General features: G+C 39.7%; 24 protein-coding genes, 1 pseudogene and 1 riboswitch. Of the genes and pseudogenes, 8 read left to right on the top strand and 17 right to left on the bottom strand.

All coding sequences use genetic code 11. From position 1 onward, the window contains the following. Window positions 1-97 precede the first annotated feature (97 nt). Window positions 98-1,117 (top strand): STAS domain-containing protein, encoded by a 1,020-nt coding sequence (locus tag CU633_RS14815; protein WP_101661370.1) that lies wholly within the window; start codon window positions 98-100, stop codon window positions 1,115-1,117. A gap of 72 nt (window positions 1,118-1,189) precedes the next feature. Here CU633_RS14815 and CU633_RS14810 read toward each other — a convergent pair whose 3' ends face one another. The 9 genes and pseudogenes from CU633_RS14810 to CU633_RS14770 all read right to left on the bottom strand — a co-directional run bounded on the left by CU633_RS14810 (window position 1,190) and on the right by CU633_RS14770 (window position 10,207). Beyond that, the gene (locus tag CU633_RS14810; RefSeq protein WP_101661369.1) at window positions 1,190-1,399 is read right to left on the bottom strand and encodes a Fur-regulated basic protein FbpA; all 210 of its coding nucleotides are present in this window, start codon (window positions 1,397-1,399) and stop codon (window positions 1,190-1,192) included. Between the two features lie 122 nt (window positions 1,400-1,521). After that, a riboswitch (SAM riboswitch) is annotated at window positions 1,522-1,627 on the bottom strand. Between the two features lie 94 nt (window positions 1,628-1,721). After that, window positions 1,722-1,934: pseudogene (locus tag CU633_RS14805) on the bottom strand (Tn3 family transposase); the annotation flags it as partial. A gap of 257 nt (window positions 1,935-2,191) precedes the next feature. Next, complete coding sequence (locus tag CU633_RS14800; protein WP_180954976.1) at window positions 2,192-3,445, bottom strand: MFS transporter; 1,254 nt, start codon at window positions 3,443-3,445, stop codon at window positions 2,192-2,194. A 6-nt stretch (window positions 3,446-3,451) separates the two neighbouring features. Then, complete coding sequence (locus CU633_RS14795) at window positions 3,452-4,258, bottom strand: formylglycine-generating enzyme family protein (RefSeq protein ID WP_101661367.1); 807 nt, start codon at window positions 4,256-4,258, stop codon at window positions 3,452-3,454. A 251-nt stretch (window positions 4,259-4,509) separates the two neighbouring features. Continuing rightward, window positions 4,510-5,337 (bottom strand): aldo/keto reductase, encoded by an 828-nt coding sequence (locus tag CU633_RS14790; protein ID WP_101661366.1) that lies wholly within the window; start codon window positions 5,335-5,337, stop codon window positions 4,510-4,512. A 128-nt stretch (window positions 5,338-5,465) separates the two neighbouring features. After that, window positions 5,466-5,813, bottom strand: a complete 348-nt coding sequence (locus CU633_RS14785; protein ID WP_101661365.1) for a hypothetical protein — start codon at window positions 5,811-5,813, stop codon at window positions 5,466-5,468. Window positions 5,814-6,007: 194 nt separating this feature from the next. Continuing rightward, window positions 6,008-8,356 (bottom strand): FdhF/YdeP family oxidoreductase, encoded by a 2,349-nt coding sequence (locus CU633_RS14780; RefSeq protein ID WP_101661364.1) that lies wholly within the window; start codon window positions 8,354-8,356, stop codon window positions 6,008-6,010. Between the two features lie 121 nt (window positions 8,357-8,477). Next, window positions 8,478-8,837 (bottom strand): DUF2294 domain-containing protein, encoded by a 360-nt coding sequence (locus CU633_RS14775; RefSeq protein ID WP_101661363.1) that lies wholly within the window; start codon window positions 8,835-8,837, stop codon window positions 8,478-8,480. 104 nt (window positions 8,838-8,941) lie between these two features. Continuing rightward, complete coding sequence (locus CU633_RS14770; protein ID WP_101661362.1) at window positions 8,942-10,207, bottom strand: L-lactate MFS transporter; 1,266 nt, start codon at window positions 10,205-10,207, stop codon at window positions 8,942-8,944. A 346-nt stretch (window positions 10,208-10,553) separates the two neighbouring features. On the opposite strand from CU633_RS14770, the gene fdhD reads away from it, so the two are divergent. Together fdhD and moaA are read left to right on the top strand one after the other, a co-directional pair. Further along, window positions 10,554-11,369, top strand: a complete 816-nt coding sequence (gene fdhD / locus CU633_RS14765) for a formate dehydrogenase accessory sulfurtransferase FdhD (protein ID WP_101661361.1) — start codon at window positions 10,554-10,556, stop codon at window positions 11,367-11,369. 3 nt (window positions 11,370-11,372) lie between these two features. Beyond that, complete coding sequence (moaA, locus tag CU633_RS14760) at window positions 11,373-12,398, top strand: GTP 3',8-cyclase MoaA (RefSeq protein ID WP_101661360.1); 1,026 nt, start codon at window positions 11,373-11,375, stop codon at window positions 12,396-12,398. A gap of 42 nt (window positions 12,399-12,440) precedes the next feature. On the opposite strand, the gene CU633_RS14755 is transcribed toward moaA, so the two are convergent. From CU633_RS14755 to chrA, 6 genes are all read right to left on the bottom strand, one after another. After that, entirely contained in the window at window positions 12,441-13,115 is a 675-nt protein-coding gene (locus CU633_RS14755) for a hypothetical protein (RefSeq protein WP_101661359.1), read from the bottom strand. Between the two features lie 108 nt (window positions 13,116-13,223). After that, the gene (locus CU633_RS14750; protein ID WP_101661358.1) at window positions 13,224-13,496 is read right to left on the bottom strand and encodes a hypothetical protein; all 273 of its coding nucleotides are present in this window, start codon (window positions 13,494-13,496) and stop codon (window positions 13,224-13,226) included. Between the two features lie 148 nt (window positions 13,497-13,644). Then, window positions 13,645-13,779, bottom strand: a complete 135-nt coding sequence (locus CU633_RS23370) for a hypothetical protein (protein WP_257958813.1) — start codon at window positions 13,777-13,779, stop codon at window positions 13,645-13,647. Between the two features lie 116 nt (window positions 13,780-13,895). Then, window positions 13,896-15,149: an ATP-binding protein gene (locus CU633_RS14745; protein ID WP_101661357.1), complete on the bottom strand. Its 1,254-nt coding sequence runs from the start codon at window positions 15,147-15,149 to the stop codon at window positions 13,896-13,898. A gap of 392 nt (window positions 15,150-15,541) precedes the next feature. Next, window positions 15,542-16,285, bottom strand: a complete 744-nt coding sequence (locus CU633_RS14740; RefSeq protein ID WP_101661356.1) for a class I SAM-dependent methyltransferase — start codon at window positions 16,283-16,285, stop codon at window positions 15,542-15,544. Between the two features lie 187 nt (window positions 16,286-16,472). Next, window positions 16,473-17,669, bottom strand: a complete 1,197-nt coding sequence (gene chrA / locus CU633_RS14735; protein WP_101661355.1) for a chromate efflux transporter — start codon at window positions 17,667-17,669, stop codon at window positions 16,473-16,475. Between the two features lie 189 nt (window positions 17,670-17,858). Between chrA and CU633_RS14730 the strand changes: the two genes are divergently transcribed. The 3 genes from CU633_RS14730 to cutA all read left to right on the top strand — a co-directional run bounded on the left by CU633_RS14730 (window position 17,859) and on the right by cutA (window position 19,477). After that, complete coding sequence (locus CU633_RS14730) at window positions 17,859-18,284, top strand: hypothetical protein (RefSeq protein WP_101661354.1); 426 nt, start codon at window positions 17,859-17,861, stop codon at window positions 18,282-18,284. Between the two features lie 172 nt (window positions 18,285-18,456). Next, entirely contained in the window at window positions 18,457-18,975 is a 519-nt protein-coding gene (locus CU633_RS14725; RefSeq protein WP_101661353.1) for a MerR family transcriptional regulator, read from the top strand. Between the two features lie 184 nt (window positions 18,976-19,159). Continuing rightward, complete coding sequence (gene cutA / locus CU633_RS14720; RefSeq protein ID WP_101661352.1) at window positions 19,160-19,477, top strand: divalent cation tolerance protein CutA; 318 nt, start codon at window positions 19,160-19,162, stop codon at window positions 19,475-19,477. Window positions 19,478-19,650: 173 nt separating this feature from the next. On the opposite strand, the gene CU633_RS14715 is transcribed toward cutA, so the two are convergent. After that, on the bottom strand, window positions 19,651-20,019 hold the full coding sequence (locus tag CU633_RS14715; protein WP_257958812.1) for a hypothetical protein: 369 nt from the start codon (window positions 20,017-20,019) through the stop codon (window positions 19,651-19,653). 321 nt (window positions 20,020-20,340) lie between these two features. Between CU633_RS14715 and CU633_RS14710 the strand changes: the two genes are divergently transcribed. Together CU633_RS14710 and CU633_RS14705 are read left to right on the top strand one after the other, a co-directional pair. Beyond that, the gene (locus CU633_RS14710; RefSeq protein ID WP_101661351.1) at window positions 20,341-20,673 is read left to right on the top strand and encodes a hypothetical protein; all 333 of its coding nucleotides are present in this window, start codon (window positions 20,341-20,343) and stop codon (window positions 20,671-20,673) included. A 443-nt stretch (window positions 20,674-21,116) separates the two neighbouring features. Then, window positions 21,117-21,920, top strand: coding sequence for a CgeB family protein (locus tag CU633_RS14705; protein ID WP_257958811.1), 804 nt, complete (start codon window positions 21,117-21,119; stop codon window positions 21,918-21,920). Window positions 21,921-22,037: 117 nt separating this feature from the next. Here CU633_RS14705 and CU633_RS14700 read toward each other — a convergent pair whose 3' ends face one another. Further along, window positions 22,038-23,300: a glycosyltransferase family 2 protein gene (locus CU633_RS14700; protein ID WP_101661349.1), complete on the bottom strand. Its 1,263-nt coding sequence runs from the start codon at window positions 23,298-23,300 to the stop codon at window positions 22,038-22,040. Between the last annotated feature and the right edge of the window lie 11 nt (window positions 23,301-23,311).

The following is a 23,311-nucleotide window of genomic DNA, read 5'->3' as shown; positions in this document are numbered from 1 at the left end:
AATTTTTTACCATGTATATTTCAATCCTTTCTTTTTTGCTTTATCGCTAAATTTATATATAATGAATGCAAATATACGAGTGAGAGGAAGCAGGCAATTGGAAAAGAAACCTTTAGAAATCAATGCAGGCGGATTAAATTTTCAATGGGATCTTGATAATGGAACCTTTTTGTTCGAAAAGGAAGATGCGGTGCTATTCTGGATTTCTTCGGCAATGAAAACCTTTTTTGATGCAATTGAAGAGGTATCTGGAGATGATGCAGCAAATCTTGTCATTCAGGCTGCCGGGTTTCGCCAGGGAATCGTTGTTGGTGAATATTTTCAAAGCATGTCTTTAAATATAGAATCAATCGTGTCTGTCCTCACAAATACATATGCTTCAGCAGGATGGGGCCGAATTGAAGTAGAAGAAATTAGTGAATCGAACAAGACGGCTGTTATTCGAATGAAAAACTCTTGGGAATATAAAATTAATAAAGCCCAGGGTAAGACCCATGCCGGGTCTTTTCTTCCCAGCCATTTTGCAGGCTTGCTGACTGGTATGTTTGGCGAGAATATCGGCTATAAAATTCTTAAGAGCCAAATTGAGGGCGATGACTTTTGCGAGTTTGCATACTTCCCTTCTTCTGTGACAGTTGACCAAAATATTCACCAGCTTGCAAGGAGACGAGAAACAGAAGAAATTCAAAAGCTGGAAAAACTTGTTGAGGAACGGACAAAAAATTTAACGGATTTAATCAAGGATATTTCTTCACCGATTATTCCGGTCCTGGAGGAAATTGTCGTTGTCCCCTTGCTGGGTCAATACGATGATCTTCGTTCCGAGGAGCTGATTGAAAAAACATTGCACCGCCTCCCCCATTACCAGGCAAAATATTTGGTTCTTGATTTGACGGCTTTACATCAAAGTTTAAATAATTATGCGATTGATTTAATCTATAAACTTGCTGCTGCAGCCAGGTTGATTGGCACAGAGACAATTTTGGTCGGGATGTCTGCGGAGATCAGCATGCAAATTACAGAAGTTAACGTAAAATTAAGTCAATACCATTGTTTTCAAACTTTGCAGCATGGCATTTACTACGCCCTATCACAGCAGGGAAGAAGAATATTATAAAAGATTAGTGCCGGCTTTTAGGGAACAATTATTAAGAAAAGCATAAAGCCTTCATGGCTTTGTGCTTTTGGTTTAGATTTTGTATGCAACATCAGATAAACTTGATTCACGTTTTTTGTTTTTGAAGTTTTTACATTTCATTATTTTTTCATATTCCTCCGTGAGGTCATCAAGCGACAATTCAAATAGTTGGCGATCCCCTTTTTTATACACGCCGAGATCGAGCAGCTTTGCGATGAAGAATTCCTTTTTCTCTTCTGCAGAAAAATCAATATTTTTCACTTATTATTGCTCCTATTCTAATTTATTCCGATTGGTTTAGTGGGTTTTAGATAAAATAAAAACCCCTTCCTATCATCCGTTGCGTAATAATAAGAAGGGGTTGGCGTTATAAGTCCAATCCTGTCTTATCTGCCAAGCATAACGCTTGTTGGAATTGGCACAGTGCTCTTAAAGAGTCCGCTGCCGAGGTATCAAAGGGCCAAATCCCTCCACCTCTCTGGATAAGAAGTAAACATATTGGGGTACGGCAAGAATTCGTTCTTTTTTGGGCCACTCATAAACAAGAGAGCATATCAGTTTGAATACTCTCTTGTTATTTATTTCAACTAATAGCTTCTACTTGAGTAGGAGACACTGGAATATCAAACTGAAGATCTAGTGGACGGCGATCGATGTCTAAACGATACTTTCCGAAACGATTTACGTGAAAGGTGAGATATGGACTAAGATCAGACAGCACTTCTTCATCCAATAGGTTCCCTTCTTGCATATATTCATGAAGAATACGTGTGAGCTGGAATACATTGTAGAGAACAGGTTATTTCTCTATCCAGCACTATTTGCATCTTTGTCAAACTAGTTAAGCCAAGTTTTATAGCCGAAATAACTGTACTAAATCACTTCTCTGGCAAGGGCCCAGTTATTAAAAATGAAATGGTTTTAACGAGTTAGTTAAGTGGAACAAGATGAAATCTGTTGAATATAGAGGTCACTGGCTCAAATGCAAGTGTTACCATTAGGATGCGCTGTCAGATCACATCACCTTTTACTTCCCGCACAATACGTTTAAACCTAAGTAAAGAACTTTTTTTCAATGAACTGATAATTTCGTAGTTCAGGCTGTATATATACAAGAATTGCCGTGACTACGTAGAGGAAAGAAGCTAAAAAGAAAATAAACTTAATACTTGTGAAATCGGCAATGACACCCATTAATAAAATCGTTAAGCCGTTCCAAGGAGATAAAATAATATCTCTGGCAGCCATAATGCTGGCTATCTGTTCCGGTTTAATCACATCTTGCAGAATTGTTTGTTGGCAAATATCACGTATTTGGTACATGGGGCCCATTAATATACAAAGTACCAATGAAAAAATTGGAATGTTTATTACTGTAAAAAGAAAAGTTAGAACCCCCATAATAATTGAGCTCAAACTAATCACAGAGGCAATATTTCTTTCCAGGATCTTTGATTGATATAATACGATTGCACTACCGATTATAGCTCCAATGAAATACGAGGCATTAATGAACCCCCACCAATCATTACCCAGTCCTAGAACTACATTTGTAAAAGCTAACAATAACGCCGACGACCAAATAGCATTGGCTAGTCCTTCAGTACAATCCATTAAAGTAATGGTACGAATAATGGGAGATCGAACGACTTGCTTCCAGGCAGGTACTGGCTTTTGTTTTCCTACGTTCTGTTTATTTTCATTAGCCTGAGTTTTTACTAATAATACAAACAAACCCGAGATTCCAAAAGCGACTATGACAAAAGAGATAATCGTAGAAAACGACAGCGTTATGGTTAGAATGCCTCCAAGTGCCCATCCTATCGAAAACAAGGATTGCTGAACTAAAGAGATCGATGCGCTGGCTTTTACATAAAGTTCTCTTGATACAATGAAAGGTAACAATGCAAATCGAGCTGGCTGGTACCATGAACTGATAAACGCTAAAATAAATAAAACAGAAAGAGCGGGAAAAACAGTAATTTTGGAGGCATATATAAGAAATGAACCTAGTAATATGGTGAGTCCCGCTCGAAGCAAGCCGATTATAAATAGTAACCTTACCAAAGAGAACCGATCAATTAAGAAGGAGGCCGTGAGGCTCCCGATGAATGAAGCGATCGCAGAAATTGCAGGAACTGACGCTGCTCCTGATATAGATTGCGTTAGTTTATAAATTTCTGTGATCACAGCGACTTGAAGTAAGATTTGGCCTAAAGAGTTAAATGTTTGAGACCCCCAGAGCTTAAGAAAATTGGAATGCCTCCACAATGTGGAGGCTTGATCATACCGTTCTATAGTAGACACCATCCTCTATTCAATGTTTTTTACACAACGGAAACCAATTTCATTATGTCTATCCGTTAACAAATCTTTTCCTCTAAACCAAGTAGAGACCATGTCTGGAATAGAGCTCCATGCCCCACCCTTAATGACAACATAAGCAGTTTCATCTTGTATGAATTGACTAACATCCTGTTCAATAAAATTAGGATCCATTTCTTCACCAGTGTAATAGTTGGTGCTGGTATACTCCCAACAATTTCCTACCATCCCCATCACTCCGTAAGGACTGCGATTTTCAGGAATTGAGTAGATGCTATATGTGGTTGTTCCCGGAAAAATATTACTCGTTTTACATAAGCATTTCCTCCACTCAGTAAGGTCCATATCCACTTTTTCCGTCCCTAGCAAGCAGTTTACATATTTAACATTGAATTCATTTCCCCATGGGTAAATTCGACCATCTGCCCCTCTAGCAGCTTTTTCCCATTGCTCTTCGGTGGGAAGTTCTTTACCTGCCCATTTTGCGTATGCATATGCATCGTACCAATCAATGCCCGTTACTGGATGGTCAGGTTCAAACCGTTCATCATAGTATGTATTTCTCATGTGGTTCTTCTCTGGTTTTTGATCGGGGTGTCTAAACAATTCATCGTTGGTACCCACATCTTTGACAAATTGGTCGTACTCGGCGTTAGATACGGGGTATATATCTATATAATAAGGTGGCAGATATACTTTTTCTTCTTTTTCGACATTTGTAAACGAAAGTCTATGGTGATTAGCACTGGAACGATCAATGCCTTTTATAAAAGATCCTCCTGGTATTAGAATCATCTCTTCTAGTTCTGGAAGTTTAGATTCATCCTTAACACGGATGTTGAAACGTTAAAACAATGGGAACAAGAATGGAGAGAAACAGGTACTATTCAAGAATTAGAAAATTCACTCAAATATAATGCAGCATTTTCTCAGTGTCAATTTTTTATCGTTGCAAAAACAGAAAATGGGCAACCTTTATCAAGAGAATAGGTGACATTATATTTGTGAAACACAGATACCACCATTCCCCAAGTATCAGTCCCGAATTAAAAATCGAAATTGTCCGGATCCGCACCAACGCGACGGTTTTCATTTAGTGAGTTTATCTTTTCCATATCGTCACGTGACAGCTCGAAATCGAAAATGTTCGCATTTTCGATGATCCGGTTTTCATTGATTGATTTAGGGATTGTAACGATTTCCCTCTGCAAATCCCAGCGAAGAATGATTTGTGCCGGTGATTTATCATATTTAGCGCCAATTTCCTTCAGTACCTCGTTGTTGAGCAATTCGCCTTGTGCCAGCGGTGACCATGCTTCAATTTGAATGCCCTGGTTTTTGCAAAATTCGTGCAGCTCGGTTTGTGCGAGCAATGGATGCAGCTCAACCTGATTGACCATTGGCTTGATCTCTGCATCCGCAAGAAGATCCTGTAAGTGATGGACATGAAAATTACTTACGCCGATCGCACGAACTCTGCCATCTTTATAAAGCTGTTCGAGCGCTCTCCATGTTTCTTTATACTTCCCTTTCACCGGCCAGTGAATAAGATACAAATCCACATAGTCGAGCCCTAATTTCTTTAAACTCGTCTCAAAGGCACTTAGCGTAGAATCGAAGCCTTGGTCCGCGTTCCAAACTTTTGTTGTTACAAACAATTCCTCACGGGGAACGCCGGATTCTTTGATTGCCTGGCCGACACCTTCTTCGTTTTGGTAAACAGCTGCCGTATCAATGCTTCGGTATCCTGCTTTTAATGCGGCCTTGACCGACTCAATGACTTCTTCACCCTCTTTGACTTTAAACACACCAAATCCAAACCAGGGCATCTTAACCCCATTATGTAACGTAGTTGTATCTGTCAGGCTTCTCATACTGTTTTGGCCTCCTTATAAAAATTTCCATTTTATTTTCTCATATTTCATTCGAATTATGAAATAATCTGCTCTTTTTCATTACAAAAATTTAAAAAACCCATGCAATGATTTGCATAGGCACAAATTTAAAAGGTTTGTACTGCATTCGTAGAAACCGGATTTGTTTCTTTCCGTTTTACTTCATCAATTTTATGTACAAACATTTGAAATACTTTCCTTTTTTCGTCAAGCTCACGCATATATTCTTTCAATTCTTCGTATTTTTCTTCAAAAGGCTTGTGGTAAAGCTGGCGGATATGATTAATAATTTCATCATTCACCGTCGATTGAATCACTTGTTTGGTAATCCCGTATTTATACGAATACACCTTGAGCTCCTGCTTTACTTCCTCATACTCTCTATCTACGGCATCAAGCACTTCAGAAATTTCTTCTTTCCATTCATCAAGCGATTTTTGCAAATACGATTCCATAAATACCTCCAAAGTCTGCTATTGGTATTCATAGTTTAGCGGATTAAGTTTACAAGCTGTTGACGTTTACATTACATTGATGTGTCATCTGGATATTTGTTTCCGGGTGATGTGGTGGATATTAAAACTCATAAAAAGATCCGGTTCAATCAATCTGAACCGGATCTTAAACAATATTATAGAAGAAACTCGACTCAGTCGACACTCATTTCTAATTCTTCGATTCTTTTTTCAACATATTTTCTGTCTTTCTGGGCATGGAAGGTTTCTGCTTTTTCGAGAACCACACCTGTGTTGTATTCTGGAATCTGCGAATACTTTTCATAAACACCCTTTGGAAGCAGAATATTTCCTTCCGGCCAGTAGACCGCGATATTGCCGGACTTGATATCTTCAAATTTGGCTCGTCCTTGATAGGTTCCAAACTGGTTATACGCAACAACGGTGTCGCCTTCATTAATGCGCAATTTTGCTGCATCATCTGCGTTCATGACGATGTCATAACGGTCCGCTCCGTTGAACGCATCTTTGTTGCTATACACCATTGAGTTGAATTGTTTACCCCGGCGTGATGTTACATAGAAATGGCCTTCTGTTTTACGAAGTTCAGGAATTTCGATCGCCAAAAGGTTTCCTTTTCCATTTGGTGTCGGAAATAATCCATCTTCACACAGCCACGCTCCGCCCCATTGGAATACATCACCGCGATTTTTCAAATGCTGGATTCCGTCATAATATGGATTGGCTTCGGCAATTTCTGCACGTATTTCTGCTGCATTATTGAAATGAATAAGATGCTTTTTCTCAGGAAACACTCTTGAAGCAAGATCGATATAAATTTCCCATTCAGGCCGGGCTTCCTTAATGCGCGGACCGTCAATTTCTGCGCTGAAGTAAACCATTCTTTCTGTACTCGTTGAAGTACCCCCGCCCGGCTGTTCGTAGCGGGTCATCGCCGGCAGTACAATCACTTCTTCCTTCGCGTCAACAAGTGTAGAAGTGTTAAAGATAATATCCTGATGGACACGCAATTCAACATTCTCCAATACTTGTTTCATAAAATTCGGATCTGGCATCGTTTCAAGGAAATTTCCTCCGCTTGTATAGAAAAGCTTCACCTTTCGTTCATGGTCGTCGGGCAGCATGATATTTTCAAGCGTCTGTCCGACTGTATCCCCCTGCCAGCGCGGGATTGGGAATTTCCAGACCTTTTCAACTCTTTCAATGTTTTGCTCATCAAAGTCTCCACCCGGCATAACAAATGGGTCGGCGCCCATTTCTCCGGAACCCTGCACGCCGCTATGGCCACGGATTGGCATAACACCACAATGCTTTTTGCCAATAAAACCGCGAAGCATGGCGAGGTTTGCTACTTGTGAAATATTATCGGTTGCGAAGCGGTGCTGGGTTAAACCCATGCTCCACACAAAAACAGCCGATTTTGACCCGGCAAGTAATTCTGCAAATTCAAGCATTCTTTCCCGGGTTACACCAGATGATTTCTCAAGCTGCTCCCAGTCCTGTTTTATTATATGATTTTTCAGCTCTTCGTAGCCGTTTGTATGTTCGTTGACAAATTGGTGGTCAATGGCTGAACCCGGCCGTTTTTCCTCCATCTCAATCCAATGCTTCATGACGCCGTTCATAAAGGCGATATCGCCACCGATATTAACCTGATAAACATCATCGACAATTTTTGTGCCAAATAACGCACTTTCAGCAATTGACGGAATCCAGTATTTTTCCATTGCTGGTTCGCGATATGGGTTAATCGTAATAATCTTTGTACCGGCCTTCTTCGCAGCATACATATATTTCGTTGAAACAGGCTGATTGTTCGCGGCAACGGATCCCCAGAACACCAATACATCTGTGCCGATCCAATCCTTATAATTACAGCTTGATGCACCGATGCCCATTGATCGTTTTAAAGCCGTCTTACTTGGAGAGTGGCAAATCCGTGAAGCATTATCGATATTATTTGTGCCAAGGAAACGGGCTGTTTTCGCAGCTGTGTAGTAAACTTCATTCGTAATTCCGCGGGCAGTTAAATAAAATGCAAGCTGCTTCGAATCAATGCTCTTGATTTTTTGGGCAATCCGGTCAAGTGCCTCATCCCAGGAAAGTCTGGTAAACTTTTTCTCTCCTTTTTTTCGGGAAAGCGGATATGGAATCCGTCCCAATTTTCTCAGCTGAGCGCTGTCAAGCTGCTGCATCTTCTCAACATCTTCAAGCCACTTCGGATCAATCGCCGACATCGTGTTAAGGCGAAGAACATTGAGTCTTGTTGTACAAAGATGCGGCCCGGTCAGCGTCTGGTCATATAATCCGGAAACACCCAGCGCACAACCATCGCATATACCCTGTGTTAAAATTCGGTATGCGTATGGAAGATTGTCTTTGTTGTCCCAGACAACCTTCATCGTATCCTTAATGTGGTGGGGTTTGACTTTGCCCAGCCCCATTGGCGCCAGCCCTGCCCATAATGCCGGTTTTGGTCTAGTATCTAATTTGATCGGTCCAGTATGCTTTGTTTTCCCCATTTTTCCATAACTCCTTTATAGAAAATAAAAACCACCATACACATAAAGCTTGAAGTGTATGGTGGTTAGTCTTTAGCAGGTTCGCTGCCAAGTGCCAACTCCCAAAAAAGCAAAAGTTGTTTTATTTACAGAACTTTTTTTCAATGTCCTGGTCAAAGACAAACACAGACATTCCAAAGTCCCGCTCGATGTCAATATCGACAAACAAGTCGACCAGTTTGCTCTGGAGAAATTCTTCCATTTCAACAGGCGTGTTTTTTTTATACATTTGCTTAACCATTTCTGTTCTTGCAGCACGAAGCATTTGTTTTCCTTCGTCAGCGCTGGCAATGAATTTTTCGACCGGGGACAAATTGCCCTCCATTTCGCAAATGGCCCAGTTTTTACAAAACGTGGTTGTTACTTTACCCGGCCCTTTTCCCATGTGCTTTTTCCGAAAGGAACGTACTAAGTTGCTGAATTCTGCCTCATACTTATTCATTGCATTTCAATCCTTCATTACAATCTTTTCTTGTTTAATCACTATGCAAAAACTATTAAACTGATGATATCGCTTTATAAGTTAAACAATTATCTGCTTTGTTGTCAACTTGCTGCTTTGGCACTGGCACTGTTTTGCTTTTCGCTCAACTTCTTGATATCGATGCGGATCAATAATGAAACGGCTAATGCGACCACGAATAAAGCGGTGAATACCAACAAACTTTGCGAATAACTTCCGGTTGTTTCCCTTACCCAGGAAGCAAACATTGGTCCGACAAGCCCTGCTGCAGCCCAAGCCGTTAATATATAGCCATGGATTGCTCCAAGCTGTTTCGTTCCAAACAAGTCGCCGATATAGGCCGGGATAGCTGCAAAACCTCCGCCATAGCATGTATAAATGATCGCCAGTAAAACCTGGAACATGATTGGATTGTCGGTCATTGTCACAAGCGGGAACGCAATAACTTGAATTAAGAAAAAAGCCGTATACGTATTTGGCCGGCCAATATAATCCGAAATCGACGCCCAGCCGATTCTGCCAAATCCATTAAATGCTCCCAGCACACCAACAAGCGCTGCGGCTGCGGCTGCGCTTAAGCCAACGCTTTCCTGCGCCAGCGGAGATGCAGAAGAAATGATCGCAATTCCACACGTGATGTTAATAAAAAGCATCAACCATATGTAATAAAATCTTCTTGTCCTTATCGCTTCATTAGCTGTCAGTTGCGATAAATCCCTTTTTACTGTAGTCACGCCAGATTTAATTTTCTCCTCAAAGCCTGCCGGCAACCAGCCTTGCTTTGGCGGAGCAAGATAAAGGGATGAAGAAATCATGATCACAAAATAGGAAATTCCCAGAATGTAAAAGGTTTTGGCAATTCCAACTGCCTCAATCAAGTTTTGCATAATCGGGCTGCTGATCAATGATGCAAACCCAAAACCCATGATCGCAAGTCCAGTCGCCAAACCCCTTCTGTCAGGAAACCATTTCACAAGCGTAGACACTGGTGCGATATAACCAACCCCAAGCCCGATTCCACCTAACACACCATAGAAAAGATACAATAACGGCAACGATTCCAAATTAATCGCCAGCCCTGAGCCGGTAACACCAACACCAAAAAATACTGCTGCAAGGATGCCTGCCTTTCTCGGTCCGTATTTTTCAACAAAATGTCCCAAAAAAGCAGCAGACAAGCCTAAAAATAAGATCGCCAGGCTGAATGTTAAACTAATGTCTGTCAAATCCCAGCCGAATTCGCTTGCCAGCGGCTTTGTAAAAACACTCCATGCATAAACTGAACCGATTGAAATATGAATTCCTACTGCTGATGCGGCAATAAGCCATCTGTTTTTTGTTTTTTCCATTCTTGCGACTCCCCTTTTTTTAGAAACTCATTAAAAAACCGTCAAACCTCCCCGGTGTAAACGGGAAAAGATATGACGGTTAGCTGCCAACAGGTTGCGCTGTTGCATACCAACAGTAAATCGCTTTCAAAATCTTGCTTCACTTTTACACGGAGACAGGTTCGCTATCCCGAAAATAAAAATGTTACAATTTGATGAACTTTTAGTAAATTTTATCACTTAATTTTAATTCCTACAATGCTTTTTTTCGTTCTCACTATGGGTATAGTAAAAATACTTGCATTTTAGATTTTCTTAGTGCTAATATTTTGGGTAATTCAGTTATCCTCGTCAGGTGGGTGTAAAAATGGAGACTCAAATTAGAAGTAATAATAAAATTTTAAAGTTTGAAAATGGCAGCCTGCAAGAAAAAGAGGATCAAATTGTCACGGAATTCCCTTTGACGGTTATGCTTAACGGCATCGAATTCGCAACGATGGTCTGTACTCCGAAAAACTTGGAAGAGCTTATTTTCGGCTTTCTGGCATCAGAAGGAGTTATCCGTTTTAACGATGATGTCAAAGAACTGCACATCGATGAAAGCAAAGGTTTTGCCTATGTCGAAACTGCAAAACAGACACCTGCAAACCAGCAATTTTATTCAAAAAGATTTATCGGCTCCTGCTGCGGAAAGAGCAGACAGTTTTATTTTTATAATGATGCAAAAACAGCTAAAACTTCGACATCAAAAGTTACATTGACACCAGAACAGTGTATTCATTTCATGAAAGCGCTTCAGGATAACAGCGTTGTATTCCAGGAAACCGGTGGGGTCCACAATGCAGCCCTGTTCTCACCAAATGGCATCATTGTAAACCGAGCGGATATCGGCCGGCATAATGCATTGGATAAAATCCTTGGCTATTGTGTGCAAAACCGAATACCGGTTCAGGATAAAATCATTGCTTTCAGCGGGAGAATCTCATCTGAAGTACTTTTAAAGGCGGCAAAAATCGGAGTGGGAATCATTTTGTCAAAGTCTGCCCCAACTGATCTTGCCATCAAATTAGCAGACGATTTAAACATCACGGCGGTCGGCTTTATTAGAGGCAGCTCCTTTAATGTATACTCTCATTCGGAAAGAATCGTAGCGGCCAGGGCATCAAGAGAGGATGTAAATTGATTAATGGAGAAAAAACTTCTGCACGACCAGCTGAAACGTCCTTTGCGGGATCTTCGCATTTCTGTGACGGATCGCTGCAACTTCCGGTGTACCTACTGTATGCCGGCGGAAATCTTTGGACCTGACTTCCCCTTTTTGCCGAAAGACCAGCTGCTTTCTTTTGAGGAAATTACGCGGCTGGTCGAGATTTTTTCAGATGCATTCGGGATTAAGAAAATCCGGATTACCGGCGGTGAACCGTTGATGAGAAAGGACCTTCCGGCGCTGATTGAAAAGATCTTCCAGATTGACGGTATCAATGACATCGCGATGACGACAAATGGGGTTCTTTTAACGAAGTATGCAGCTCAGCTGAAGGAAGCAGGTTTAAAACGTGTTTCCGTCAGCCTTGACTCATTAAATGATGATTTGTTTGCGAAAATAAACGGCAGAGGAGTCAAAGTTGATGCTGTATTAAAAGGGATTGATGCAGCGGCAAAAGCAGGGCTGAAGGTTAAAATTAACATGGTTGTCCAAAAAGGCGTTAATGAGCATGAGGTCGTTCCAATGGCACAGTTTTTTAAAGATGAAGGCCATATTTTGCGCTTTATCGAGTTCATGGATGTTGGAAATACAAACAAATGGAACCTGGAAAAGGTGTATTCAAGACAGGAAATTCTTGAAGATATCATGAAGGTATTACCCTTTGAGCAGGTTGCACCAAATTACACCGGCGAAGTCGCAGCAAGATTTCGTTATCTTGGTACAGATAATGAATTTGGGATTATTTCATCGGTAACGGGCGCGTTTTGCTCAACCTGCAACCGCGCCCGTCTGTCAGCCGAAGGCAAACTTTACACATGCCTGTTTTCAGGAGACGGTCACGATTTGCGCACCCCTCTTCGCGCAAACAAATCGAATGACGAACTTGCGCAGATTGTCACAGGTATATGGGAAAATCGCCATGACCGTTATTCTGAAATGCGCGATAAAAATCCAGAGAGAAATGTCAGCAGAAAAAAAGTCGAAATGTCACATATTGGTGGCTAAGCACAGAAAAATCCCCAATCTTGGGGATTTTTCTGTATCGGCTTACTGCTGGTCAAAATTAAATTCACTCATTGAATCCATATGGCTCGCAATCAGCGCTATAATCGTACTAGCTTCTTCTTTGCTGAAAATAAAGTTGGATTCATCTTTAATCAGATCATCATCTTCCGTCCATATTCTGTTTACGCGGCGAAGGACGCCATCACCTGTCTCTTCAACGACCCCAAATTGATAGGTGACCTCAACTTCATCTTCATGCATAAAAGCTGTAACCTCAGGTGTTTTCCACTCTACATCAATTTGATTGAGGATATCCCCGTCCGGCTCCGCTTCTGCCATGTAATACTCCTCTTCTTCTCCGGCAAAATCTTCTTCAATTTCATAATCACCAATGATATCGTCATCCCCGTTCATGTAATCATGAAAGCTTTCATGAACGGCATCTGTAATATCTTCAATATCAGCAAGAATCGTTTTTGAATTTTGTCCTGTCTCAATATCAATGGTGTCCATATAGAACTCCTCATTGTGCGGGTCAAATGAAAGTGTGCAAAAGTAATCGCGGTCATCATCAGCTGTCTCGACGTAAAATTCAATTCGCGGATGACGCGCTCCTCTGTCAACCGACATATGGCCGAGCTGGTCGTATTTATCACACAGTGATTCAAGATGATCCTGAAGCTCCCCAGTCACTCGATCAAACCATTCCAATCCCATCATGATCCCTTCTTTCCATCGTAATCGCTAATATTATTACCTTGCCTGCGGATAATCGTCATGGGATTTTCGACCATTTGAACATTTCTGGATAAGAGCCGAAAGTGTTTAACACTGTTTGTACAGCTGTTGGATTCTCTCCAAATCCCTCAACAGTAATTTCGTTTCAAATTGTGTTAACACGACAGGAATTTGGTCGTATAACGTTACAATCTGTCCATCCTCTTCGTTTTCATGTAACTTTAAATAACGGTACAGCATAGAAATTTGTTGTTCGTTTAATACTGACAAGGTGGATAAGTTTTTCACTTTTTGAACGGAAAATTGGTTATGAACTTGATCAAATTCACCTGAGATGATCTGTCCGCTAACAGGCTGCATGGCTCGCACCTCTTTTACAGTCTTTTAGGTTAGGATTCCCCATGATTCCGTAAATATCCTTATCGTGGATTTTTCATCATGCTATCGTCTATGAAATAGTTAATCGCATTGAAAAACCCCTGAATATTCAAGGGCTTCTCAACATATATTAAAACCTGCTTTTGCCGGACCTCCCGCTAAAGGCCTGAAATTGTTCTTTAAGTTTTTGTCGGGATTTCTTATCTCTTAAAAGAAATGCTGTACCTAACGCAATCGTTGTCATCATTAACTTTTTTCCTGGCATAATATTGATCCCTCCTAACCGATTTCTATTTCAATTCCCTTCCCAGCTGATTTTAAACTTTTGAGTGGCCTCACCATGTTAAATCAGTATATTCTTACGGCCAGAAGAGATGATGACTAGGCTTGCAAAACAGTAATCTCTTCGTTTATGTGTTCTTTTGTGAGGACAGGCAATATGATTTCAATGGTGGTTCCTTGACCAACTTTACTCGTAATGTTCAATTCGCCATTATGTGTTTCGACAATTTTATAGCAGGTCATTAATCCGAGGCCTGTTCCTTTTTCCTTAGTCGTATAAAAGGGTTCTCCCAATGTTGGGATCCGCTCTTCCGGAATTCCGACTCCGTGATCAATAAAAAGAATCGACACCTTTCCGTCTTCTTTTTTTTCAACTTTTAAATCGATTGTCCCACCCATCGGCATTGCCTCTATGCCATTTTTTAAAATATTGATAAAAAGCTGCTTTAATTGATTTTCTTCACAAGAGATGTTTGGAATATCCGCCCCAAACTCAACAAAGATTTGAACATTATTTAAAATTGATTGCGTATTAATCAGCATCACCACATCTTTTATTAAATTTTTTAAATTTTTCTCCTGAAAAACAATGGCAGTTGGCTTAGCCAGAACTAAAAATTCTCCGACAATTAAATTAATTCGTTCCAATTCCGCTAATACGATTTCAAAATATTCTTCCTGGCTGTTGTTGGAACGGAACAACTGGATAAATCCTTTAATTGAAGTAAGCGGGTTGCGGATTTCATGGGCTATCCCTGCCGCCATTTGTCCAACGAGCGCCAATTTTTCAGACTTCTGTAAAAGGCGCTCTGTTTTCTCTTTCCGATCTGTTATATCCTTGCCGATCGATAAAACAGCTTCCTTGCCCTCAAACAAAATATAGAGGGACGACTCTTCGAAAAAAATCGTTTTTCCATCCAACCTTGTTACTCTATGCTCAAAATTCATTAACGGCTTTTTTTCCTTGTATACTTGTTCGATCCGCTCTTTTACCAGATCGTCCTCTTCCCTTGGAAGAAAATCAAAAATCGACCGGCCAATTAACTCCTCTTTGCTTCTGGCAGCAGCCATGATCTCAGCTGCTTTATTCACATAAAGTATGATACCGTTATGATGGATAATCACCGACTCTGGAAGTGATTCAATCAATTGCTTATAGCTTTCTTCGCTTTCTTTTCTTTCCCTTGCATAAAATTTCACTTTATCTAAATGCCAGCCGACAAACCAGGCTATCGCCGTCGCAAGGATAAAATCAACTGTCTCTTTTTCAATTGGATCATTAAAGAACAGAGATTGGATTAACGTGAATAAAATCGAGATGCTGACAAGCACGATTTGCCCTGTTTTTTTCACGAAAAATTCCTCCCGATCAATTTTTTTAGAAAACTCAAAGTTATGTAAAGTTTTTTGGCAAAGCTTGAATATTTTTAAATTATACGAATTTTCAGACTTATTAGTTATTCTAACATATTTTAATAGATAGATTATATTTTTACAATAGACGACATTTTAAAACCAGAATTCCCGGATTAATTGATAAAGCGATATCATTAAGATCCATTACAATCTTAACATAAGCCGATTATGACACATGTAAAACAAATATGTTAACTAATAATTGAAAAAACCATGGATGTAGCTTCATCCATGGTTTTTTATCGATTTTGGGTGAAAGCATACATGAACGGCATCGGTAATATCTTCAATCCGAATTTGAGTTAAAGCTTCTTCAGTAAACAAAAACATCACAATTTTTCTATAATTACTATATCCTGACCGCTTAAAAATTTTTCTCTACCACTCCAAGATCCATAAAAAACCGGTTCGATTATTCCTAAATTATATTTCTGCAGTATTGTTCGAATGAATGTTTCATCATACGCAATTGCAACCTCTTCAAGACTTTTGTTTATGGTTTGATACTTTTCATTTCCATCAATAAAAGGAAGAATGCTTAAATGTTTTTTAATATTTTCTAATGACTCTTTATTCAGCAGAAAAAAGGAAATCAATCCTTTTGCTCCTTTTTTTAATACACGATTAATTTCGGATATATAATTTTCCATATCAGCAGGGAGCATATGGGTAAGAACTGATGTAAGAAAAACAAAATCAAACTTTTCCTGTTCAAATGGAAACTTAAAATCTCCGGGCAATATTTTCCCTGCTGGATTATACATTTTGTTATATAAATCTATCCACTGAAATTGAAAATTCGGGTATTTTTTTGTAATATTATTGGTGCACCATTCAATCGCGTCCTGATTAATATCAAATCCCGCATAAGTCCCGCCATTTTTTAAATAAGTAGTGAGAGGAACCGCCATCCGCCCGCAACCACATCCAATATCCAAAACAGCATCTGTAGGTCTCAATCCTGCTAAATCAATAAAATATCTCCGAAATTCCTGTCCAATAGTTTGATAGTCTCCTCCACCTACTAGATGTATTAATTCTACAGGTGGAAGAAGTTCTTTCTCTTGATCCATTCTGTGTACCTCCTGTTTCAAATTCGGTCATACGTCTTTATAAATGTATATATATGCTGAGGCTTATTGAAAGTTAAAAAAATCCTCCATATATGATATCTGCAGCATTTAAAGAAAGCCGCTTAATTGAAAAAACCATGGATGCAGTTTCATCCATGGTTTTTTATCGATTTTGGGAGATGCCCTATTAAAGAAACTGCATCAATGATCCGCCGATTGCTCCGGTTAAGACGATGATCCATGGCGGCAGCTTCCAATAAACAAGCATGCTGAAAAGGACGGCAGCAAACGCAAAGTCAATCGGTCCAAGTATCGAACTCGTCCAGATCGGATCATAAAAAGCAGCAATCAAAATTCCGACAACCGCTGCGTTGACCCCCATTAAAGCTCCATTGATGTTCGGGTTGCGCCGAAGTATATCCCAAAAAGGAAGTGTTCCGAAGATGAGCAGGAATGCCGGCAGGAAAATGGCAATAGTAGCGAGCAGACCGCCTTGCCATCCATTCATTACGGCACCAATGTAAGCTGCAAAAGTGAACAGCGGCCCGGGAACAGCCTGTGCTGCACCATAACCGGCCAGAAAAGCTTCTTTGCCTATATAGCCGGACGGAACAAATTCCCGTTCAAGCAATGGCAGAACCACATGACCTCCTCCAAAAACAAGCGATCCTGCACGATAAAAGCTGTCAAACATGCCTACCCAATTTGAAGAGCTTACTTCCCTGGCTAAAGGCAAAATAAGCAATAGTCCAAAAAACAACAGCAAACAAATAATCGCAAAGCCGCGCGAAATGGGAACCCGGAAATTTACTTTATCTTCAGCTTCATTCTTTTTAAAAATGAGAAAACCGACAAATCCCGAGAGCAGTATTATTCCAACCTGTGTGAAAGCAGATTGCCATAAAAGCGTTGTAACAATCGCAAATAGGGCGATCATTTTCCGCGTCAGATCGGGAGTAAGTTTCTCGCCCATTCCGATAATCGCATGGGCTACAACAGCCACCGCTACAATTTTCAATCCATGGATCCAGCCAGCCGCATCTATATCCAAACCTTGAACAACCAGCGCAAAAACGATCAATGCCAGTACCGATGGAACAGTAAAGCCAAGAAAAGCTAACAGGCCTCCAAATAGCCCACCCCGGATAACACCAATTCCAATCCCAACCTGGCTGCTGGCCGGACCGGGCAGAAACTGGCACAGTGCCACTAAATCAGCATAACTTTTTTCATCGAGCCATTTTCTTCTGCGGACATATTCTTCATGAAAATACCCTAAATGAGCTACCGGCCCGCCAAAAGATGAAACCCCCAGTCTCGCTGAAACAAGCAAGATCTCGATAAAAGTTTGCAAACTCCGGTGCTGCTTCTTTTCTACATTCATGGTTTCCTCCGCTTTTAATGCCTTAATTTTATTCGTTTACAGTTATCATAACAAGAACAGCATCGAAATTGTTAAAGCGTGACTGATGTTTACACTGTTTTTACATTCGAAATGACTTCTTGTTTATCTCTTTCACCACAGGTTAATCATTGCTACAATGATGATATAAGTCTTGTTATAGGAGGAAGTATGAAAAAACTAATTTTGTTATTATTGATAGTTGGCGGCTTAGCTATCGCTGGCTTTCTTGGCTACAATGCCTTCATGGGAATGGCGTCTGATAAAGTAATGGAGCAGGTTTCCAGCTCTATTTCAGAGGAGGATGTGAATCAGCTTGTTCAAGATCCATCCATTCAACAATTAATTGGCGAGAATGCCGATCTTGCAAATATTGATACCTCCAATCTCCCATTCTCGACAAAAGAAGAAGCACTTAAAACGCTCACGGAAAAATTTTCATTCAACGAAATAACCGATATTACTTCGACGGTAAGCGATGGCATAACTGCTGAAGAGAAGGCCGAGCTCCTTGAAATGGTCCAGAGCAAGCTAACAGAAGAAGAATTGGCCGCGTTAAAAATCATCGCAGTTAAAGAAGCACTGAAAAACCAATAAAGATAAAGGTCAAGGGGCACTTGCCCCTTTTTCTTTTTGCTTATTGTTTCGACAGCAGCAGGAAAAAAACGAACGAATTCCACTTTCTTTGCCGAAGCAAAACTTGTTTTGTCAACTTGATAGGATTTAGCTGATAGACAGAGAATTTCTATCTTAAAAGGAGGGATCAAGATTGAATACTACTGCTGTCGCAAAATTATTGGGTGTCTCAACAAGTACGATTCAGCGCTGGGTCAAACAGCTGGACTTGGATATGCAGCGAAATGACCTTGGTCATTACTCGTTTACCGAAGAGGATATTAAGCTGTTGTCCGGCATTAAGGAACAGGTTCAAAACGGGGTCCTGCTCCAGGACGTAACGGTCACCGGGAAAAAGCCGCGGAGAGGAACTGTTAAAAGCCAACTGGAAAATAAGGATACAGAAAAGCTTATTTCTAAATTAAGTTATTTGGAAAGCAGGCTTGATGAAAAGGCAGATAATGTGGTCTCCTATCAGCTTCTCCAGCATCGCCGCGAGATCGAAGAGTTACAAAATCAAGTAAAGTGTTTGGCAGACCGGCTGGAGGCGCTCGAGGAAAAACAAGATCAGACTGATCAAAACCATTTGCCTGAAAAACCGTTTTTTGAACAACCTAAACTATTGAAAAGGCCTAAAAAAAGAAATTTGATCAGCATGTTATTTGGTTTTTAACATGCTGAAATGGAGCCTTTATATTACTCAAGTATAAAACGCTTGGTCCTTTGCCAAGCGTTTAACTTTGCCATTTTTAATAACGAATCAGGAATTTAATACTTGTATAGGCTTGTCAAAGCATTGTTTTTTATCCAAACTAAAGTAATATAGAATCAACTAATTGTTTTGAAGGAGAAAGATCATGAATTTTGATTATGTAAAAGTGGAAGTTTTAATCCCGGAAGAATACATAAAAAAGCTAAGAAATGAATTAAATGAAGCGGGTTTTCTTACTGTCGGTCTCTATGACCATGTCCTTTCATTTTCTCCAGTGAGAGGCTTCTGGCGCCCGCTGGAAGGAGCAAAACCGTTCGCAGGAAGTATCGGGGAGATTTCCACTGGATCTGAATGCAAGGTTGAATTTCGTTGTTTATTCAATCAACTCAAAGAAGTGAAAGCAATTATTCGAAGTATCCATCCGTACGAACATCCAATCATTAACGCAATTCCCTTACTGTAAAAAAATGATTGTTCTCATTTTCCATGATTGAAGCGAAAAATCATCTTTTTATAAATGAATCGATATGTAACTTTTAATTTTTACCTTATTAAAAACAGCCTGTTCTTTTGTAAGAACAGGCTGTAGTTTATGAATATTATTCGTTTAACGCATCTTCAAAAGGTGCATAAAATTTACCTTTTACAGCGAGAATATCGGTTTCGGATTCTCGTTTTTCCCCGTTCATAAACTCCTTCAGGAAAAAAATCAAAATATCCACTATTTTTATGGAGTTCAACAAAATGATCGTTCAATTCGTAGAATAACTCCTGATATGCCTCATGATCGATGACTTCACCAAACTCGTCCAATTCGAAATTTTCCTTGAGCGCGTCCTCTAACTCATCATGATTCGAAGCCGCAACATATAAGTCAACATCGCTGCACTCCATGCATAGCAATACCGGTTCATCTTTAATTTCCTCATAAGCAGACTTAACCATTGCCTTTAAGATCGCTTCGATTTTATCATGGTTTTTCAATTGTTTGCTTGTCTTTAACATGCCGGGACCTCCATCGTTGTTACCATTTATCTAGTTTTTACTCTATTTTATTATCTCTAAAGAATTATATCAAAATTAACCTTTTTTAGAGGAGATAACGCATTAAAGCTTCCCAGTCGCCGTGAAAACACAAGCCGAACATAAAGGAACTAAAATAAAACAATTGCATAATATACACAAGGGCAAATCGAAGCAGGTAGACGGTGGAACACTACACTATTTTCTGTCCTGTCAGGTTTAAGGCCCATACAAATTTTTTTCTGGTTAATATAATACATTAACCCTGACATACTCAGGAATTTTGATAAAAGGAGGATAACTATGGGTTACAATAAAAAAAGCTATTTCTATGATGACAGTGATTGCAGAAAAGATGACTGCTGTGACAAAAAACACGATGATGATTGTAAAGACGATCACCACAAATGCAAAATTAAAAATTGCATCTGTAAAGAGTTTCGTCGTATAACGCCGGGAAGAACTGTATTTCTAACAATAGATGGTGTCGTTTCAGGACCTTATGTTTTCGCCAAATTCTGTAAGGATGATCATTGTGTCACTCTGATATCAGGAGCAGGCGTTACCCCATCAGGAGCTGTATTTATTGTCGACTGTGTTAGAATCGACGCTTTTGCATTCCCTCCAACCGTATAAAAAAATATATATATATTTTTTTTAACCCATCAGGCTCGATGCAGCCTGATTTTTTAATGCGTAATGACTTATATAAATAATTTCTTGGAAAATGAATTTTGGAGATCAGAGAGAAAGTTTTAGTATTTTACTGGTACCGCTAAATAACCTTGTTGTCCAAGGGATTATGGTTAAGCCTAATGACTTTTTAGAACACAAACGATTTTTCAACCATACAATGGTATTATGCCACGCAAATCATGAAATCGGAGGTCAAAATAAAAGAAGTTATGAAGGTACTATATATCCCCTCAGGCTTTCCCGGTATATACTATTTGTTTGACAATTGCATTGTTAATGAATTACGTAATGAAGGTCATGTATCTAAAAGTTTTAATCATTTTAAAGGTATGGAATCCTTAAAGTCGAACGTTTTAGAATTTGCTCCTGATCTTGTGTTAACTATGACAGGTTTTATCCTGCCAAAAGAAATGACTGAATGGTTAAAAGGCCAAAATTATAAAACGGCTGTATGGATGACGGAAGATCCATACTACATGGACAGAACGATAGAAATAATAAACGACTATGATTATGTTTTTACGATTGACAGGGCCGCCCTGGATTGTTATCGAGAGGAAGGACACCCAAATATATTCCATCTTCCTCTTGGAACTGATCCCAATACCTTCATTCCTTCAAAAAATCCGGAGGAACAAAAAAAAGACGATATTTGTCTAGTGGGATATCCTTATCCTCAACGAATTGAATTAATAAAATTTCTTTTGCATAATACGCAATATACAATACATGTAGTTGGCGGTAAATGGAGCGATGAGCTCACGCACGTGAAACAGGATCACAGACTGAAAATAACGGATTGGAAGCCGCCGCAAGAAGTAGCTCATTATTATAACAGCGCTAAAATTATCTTAAACACACATCGCCCCCATGACTTGGCAGAGAATAATAATTCAATGGGCATCATCAATAAAAGTATAAATAACCGGACATTTGATATCGCAGCATGTGGTGCATTTCAGCTTATTACAGAAGAGCTCGATTTGCGCTCCTACTTTTCCGAAGAAGAAATCATATCTTTTGAAGGCGATGAAGATCTGCTGGAGAAAATCGATTTCTATATAAATAATGATAAAGAACGAAAAAGAATCTCCTTAAATGCCAGAGAGAAGGTCCTTAAATATCACACCTTTGCACACCGCATCAGAGAATTAACTGCAATCGCACAAGAAATCAATAACATTTAATCTAAACATAGTGCATCTAAAATCTGTTTCACCATGATGAATTTAAGTATCTATTATAAATAATTGAAATAAGGCAGTCATTCAAGAATTGGTTCTTGAACGGCTGCCTTATCGATGCTATTTAAATGGAAGCTCCCATGTAAATTCCGGACCCTGTTTAAACAATGAAAACTCCTCTGCACTCATTGGTACAGCACGCTTCAAAGGCAGTTTTAATTTCCCCAATGCAATATCTGTTTGCAAGAAACAAAGCCGGTTATCAAAGCAAATATAAAATTTCCCGTCAAACGAAAATAAATGGCCATCCGGCAAAATCGTATTCGTTTTTATTTGTTCAGATAACTCCGGACCGTCAGACCACTGGTTTAAGTCAGACTCATCCAATGCGACAATTTTTTGTTTGTCAAAACGATATTTCTTCCATGCGGCGTCATTAACGAGCCGCCTTTGACCTTTTTGGATGTAATAAACAGAATGATTGGTATTAGACTGGACAAGAAGCTGGTTTGGAAGTTTTTCATCGCTTACAGGTAATCCTTTATCATAACTAAACAACACAGGATCAGGGATCTCCACGACCGTGTCGAACTTTAAGCGGTCGAAAAATTCTTTAGAAATAAGCCGGCGTTTTTGTTCATCAATTACATACAATACTTCCTTTAATCCCTTTACCACTGTACCGTCCGGGATGACTTCTGGAAGCAAAGCACTAAGATTTTGATAGCTTTGCGGTGTTTTTTTTGTTATATCCAACACTTCCTGGATCGGGTAAAAAGGTGCAAATTCATTCAAACGTGTCCAAAAAACAGCATCCGCGTTAAACCAATATTTTGGATCGACATCCCAGTAACTCCCATATCGCGAGAATACTTTTTCAGCAATTTTTCTTGAATGCATCACTGAACAATGATCCACAACATTTGCTGCACGGGTTAAAACCTTCGTTGCCGTTAATTCCAACTCAAAATTCACTTGATCATTTTTATTTAAGTGCTCCATTTTTTGACTGGAATAGACGATTTCTACTGTTGGATTTTTGATAAAATAGTCAAGCATCACCTGTAAACGGTTCGGCATGTAGACGGTATCATCAGTTAGATAGGTAATATATTTTCCGGTGGTTCGCGGGATAGCATGGTTAATAAGTACCGCATACCTTGTCGTTTGAAGTCGCTTGTCATCATCAATGCCGCTGTTCATGTAGAAAATTCGAGGATCTCTCAGGTATGAATAAAGGACCCGGGACGTATCTTCATTCGAATTATCATCCATAATGAATAATTCCCAGTCTTCTTCCGTTTGCTCAAGCACGCTCTCAATCGATTCAGCAACATAAAGGGGCTTATTATAGCTTGTTAGAATGATAGAAACCTTTGGCATAATTCACTCTC

Origin of the sequence: Bacillus sp. V3-13 (assembly GCF_002860165.1) — a bacterium.
In the GTDB taxonomy this organism is placed as follows: Bacteria; Bacillota; Bacilli; order Bacillales; family Cytobacillaceae; genus Bacillus_BJ.
This window is presented reverse-complemented; position numbering and strand designations above follow the sequence as displayed.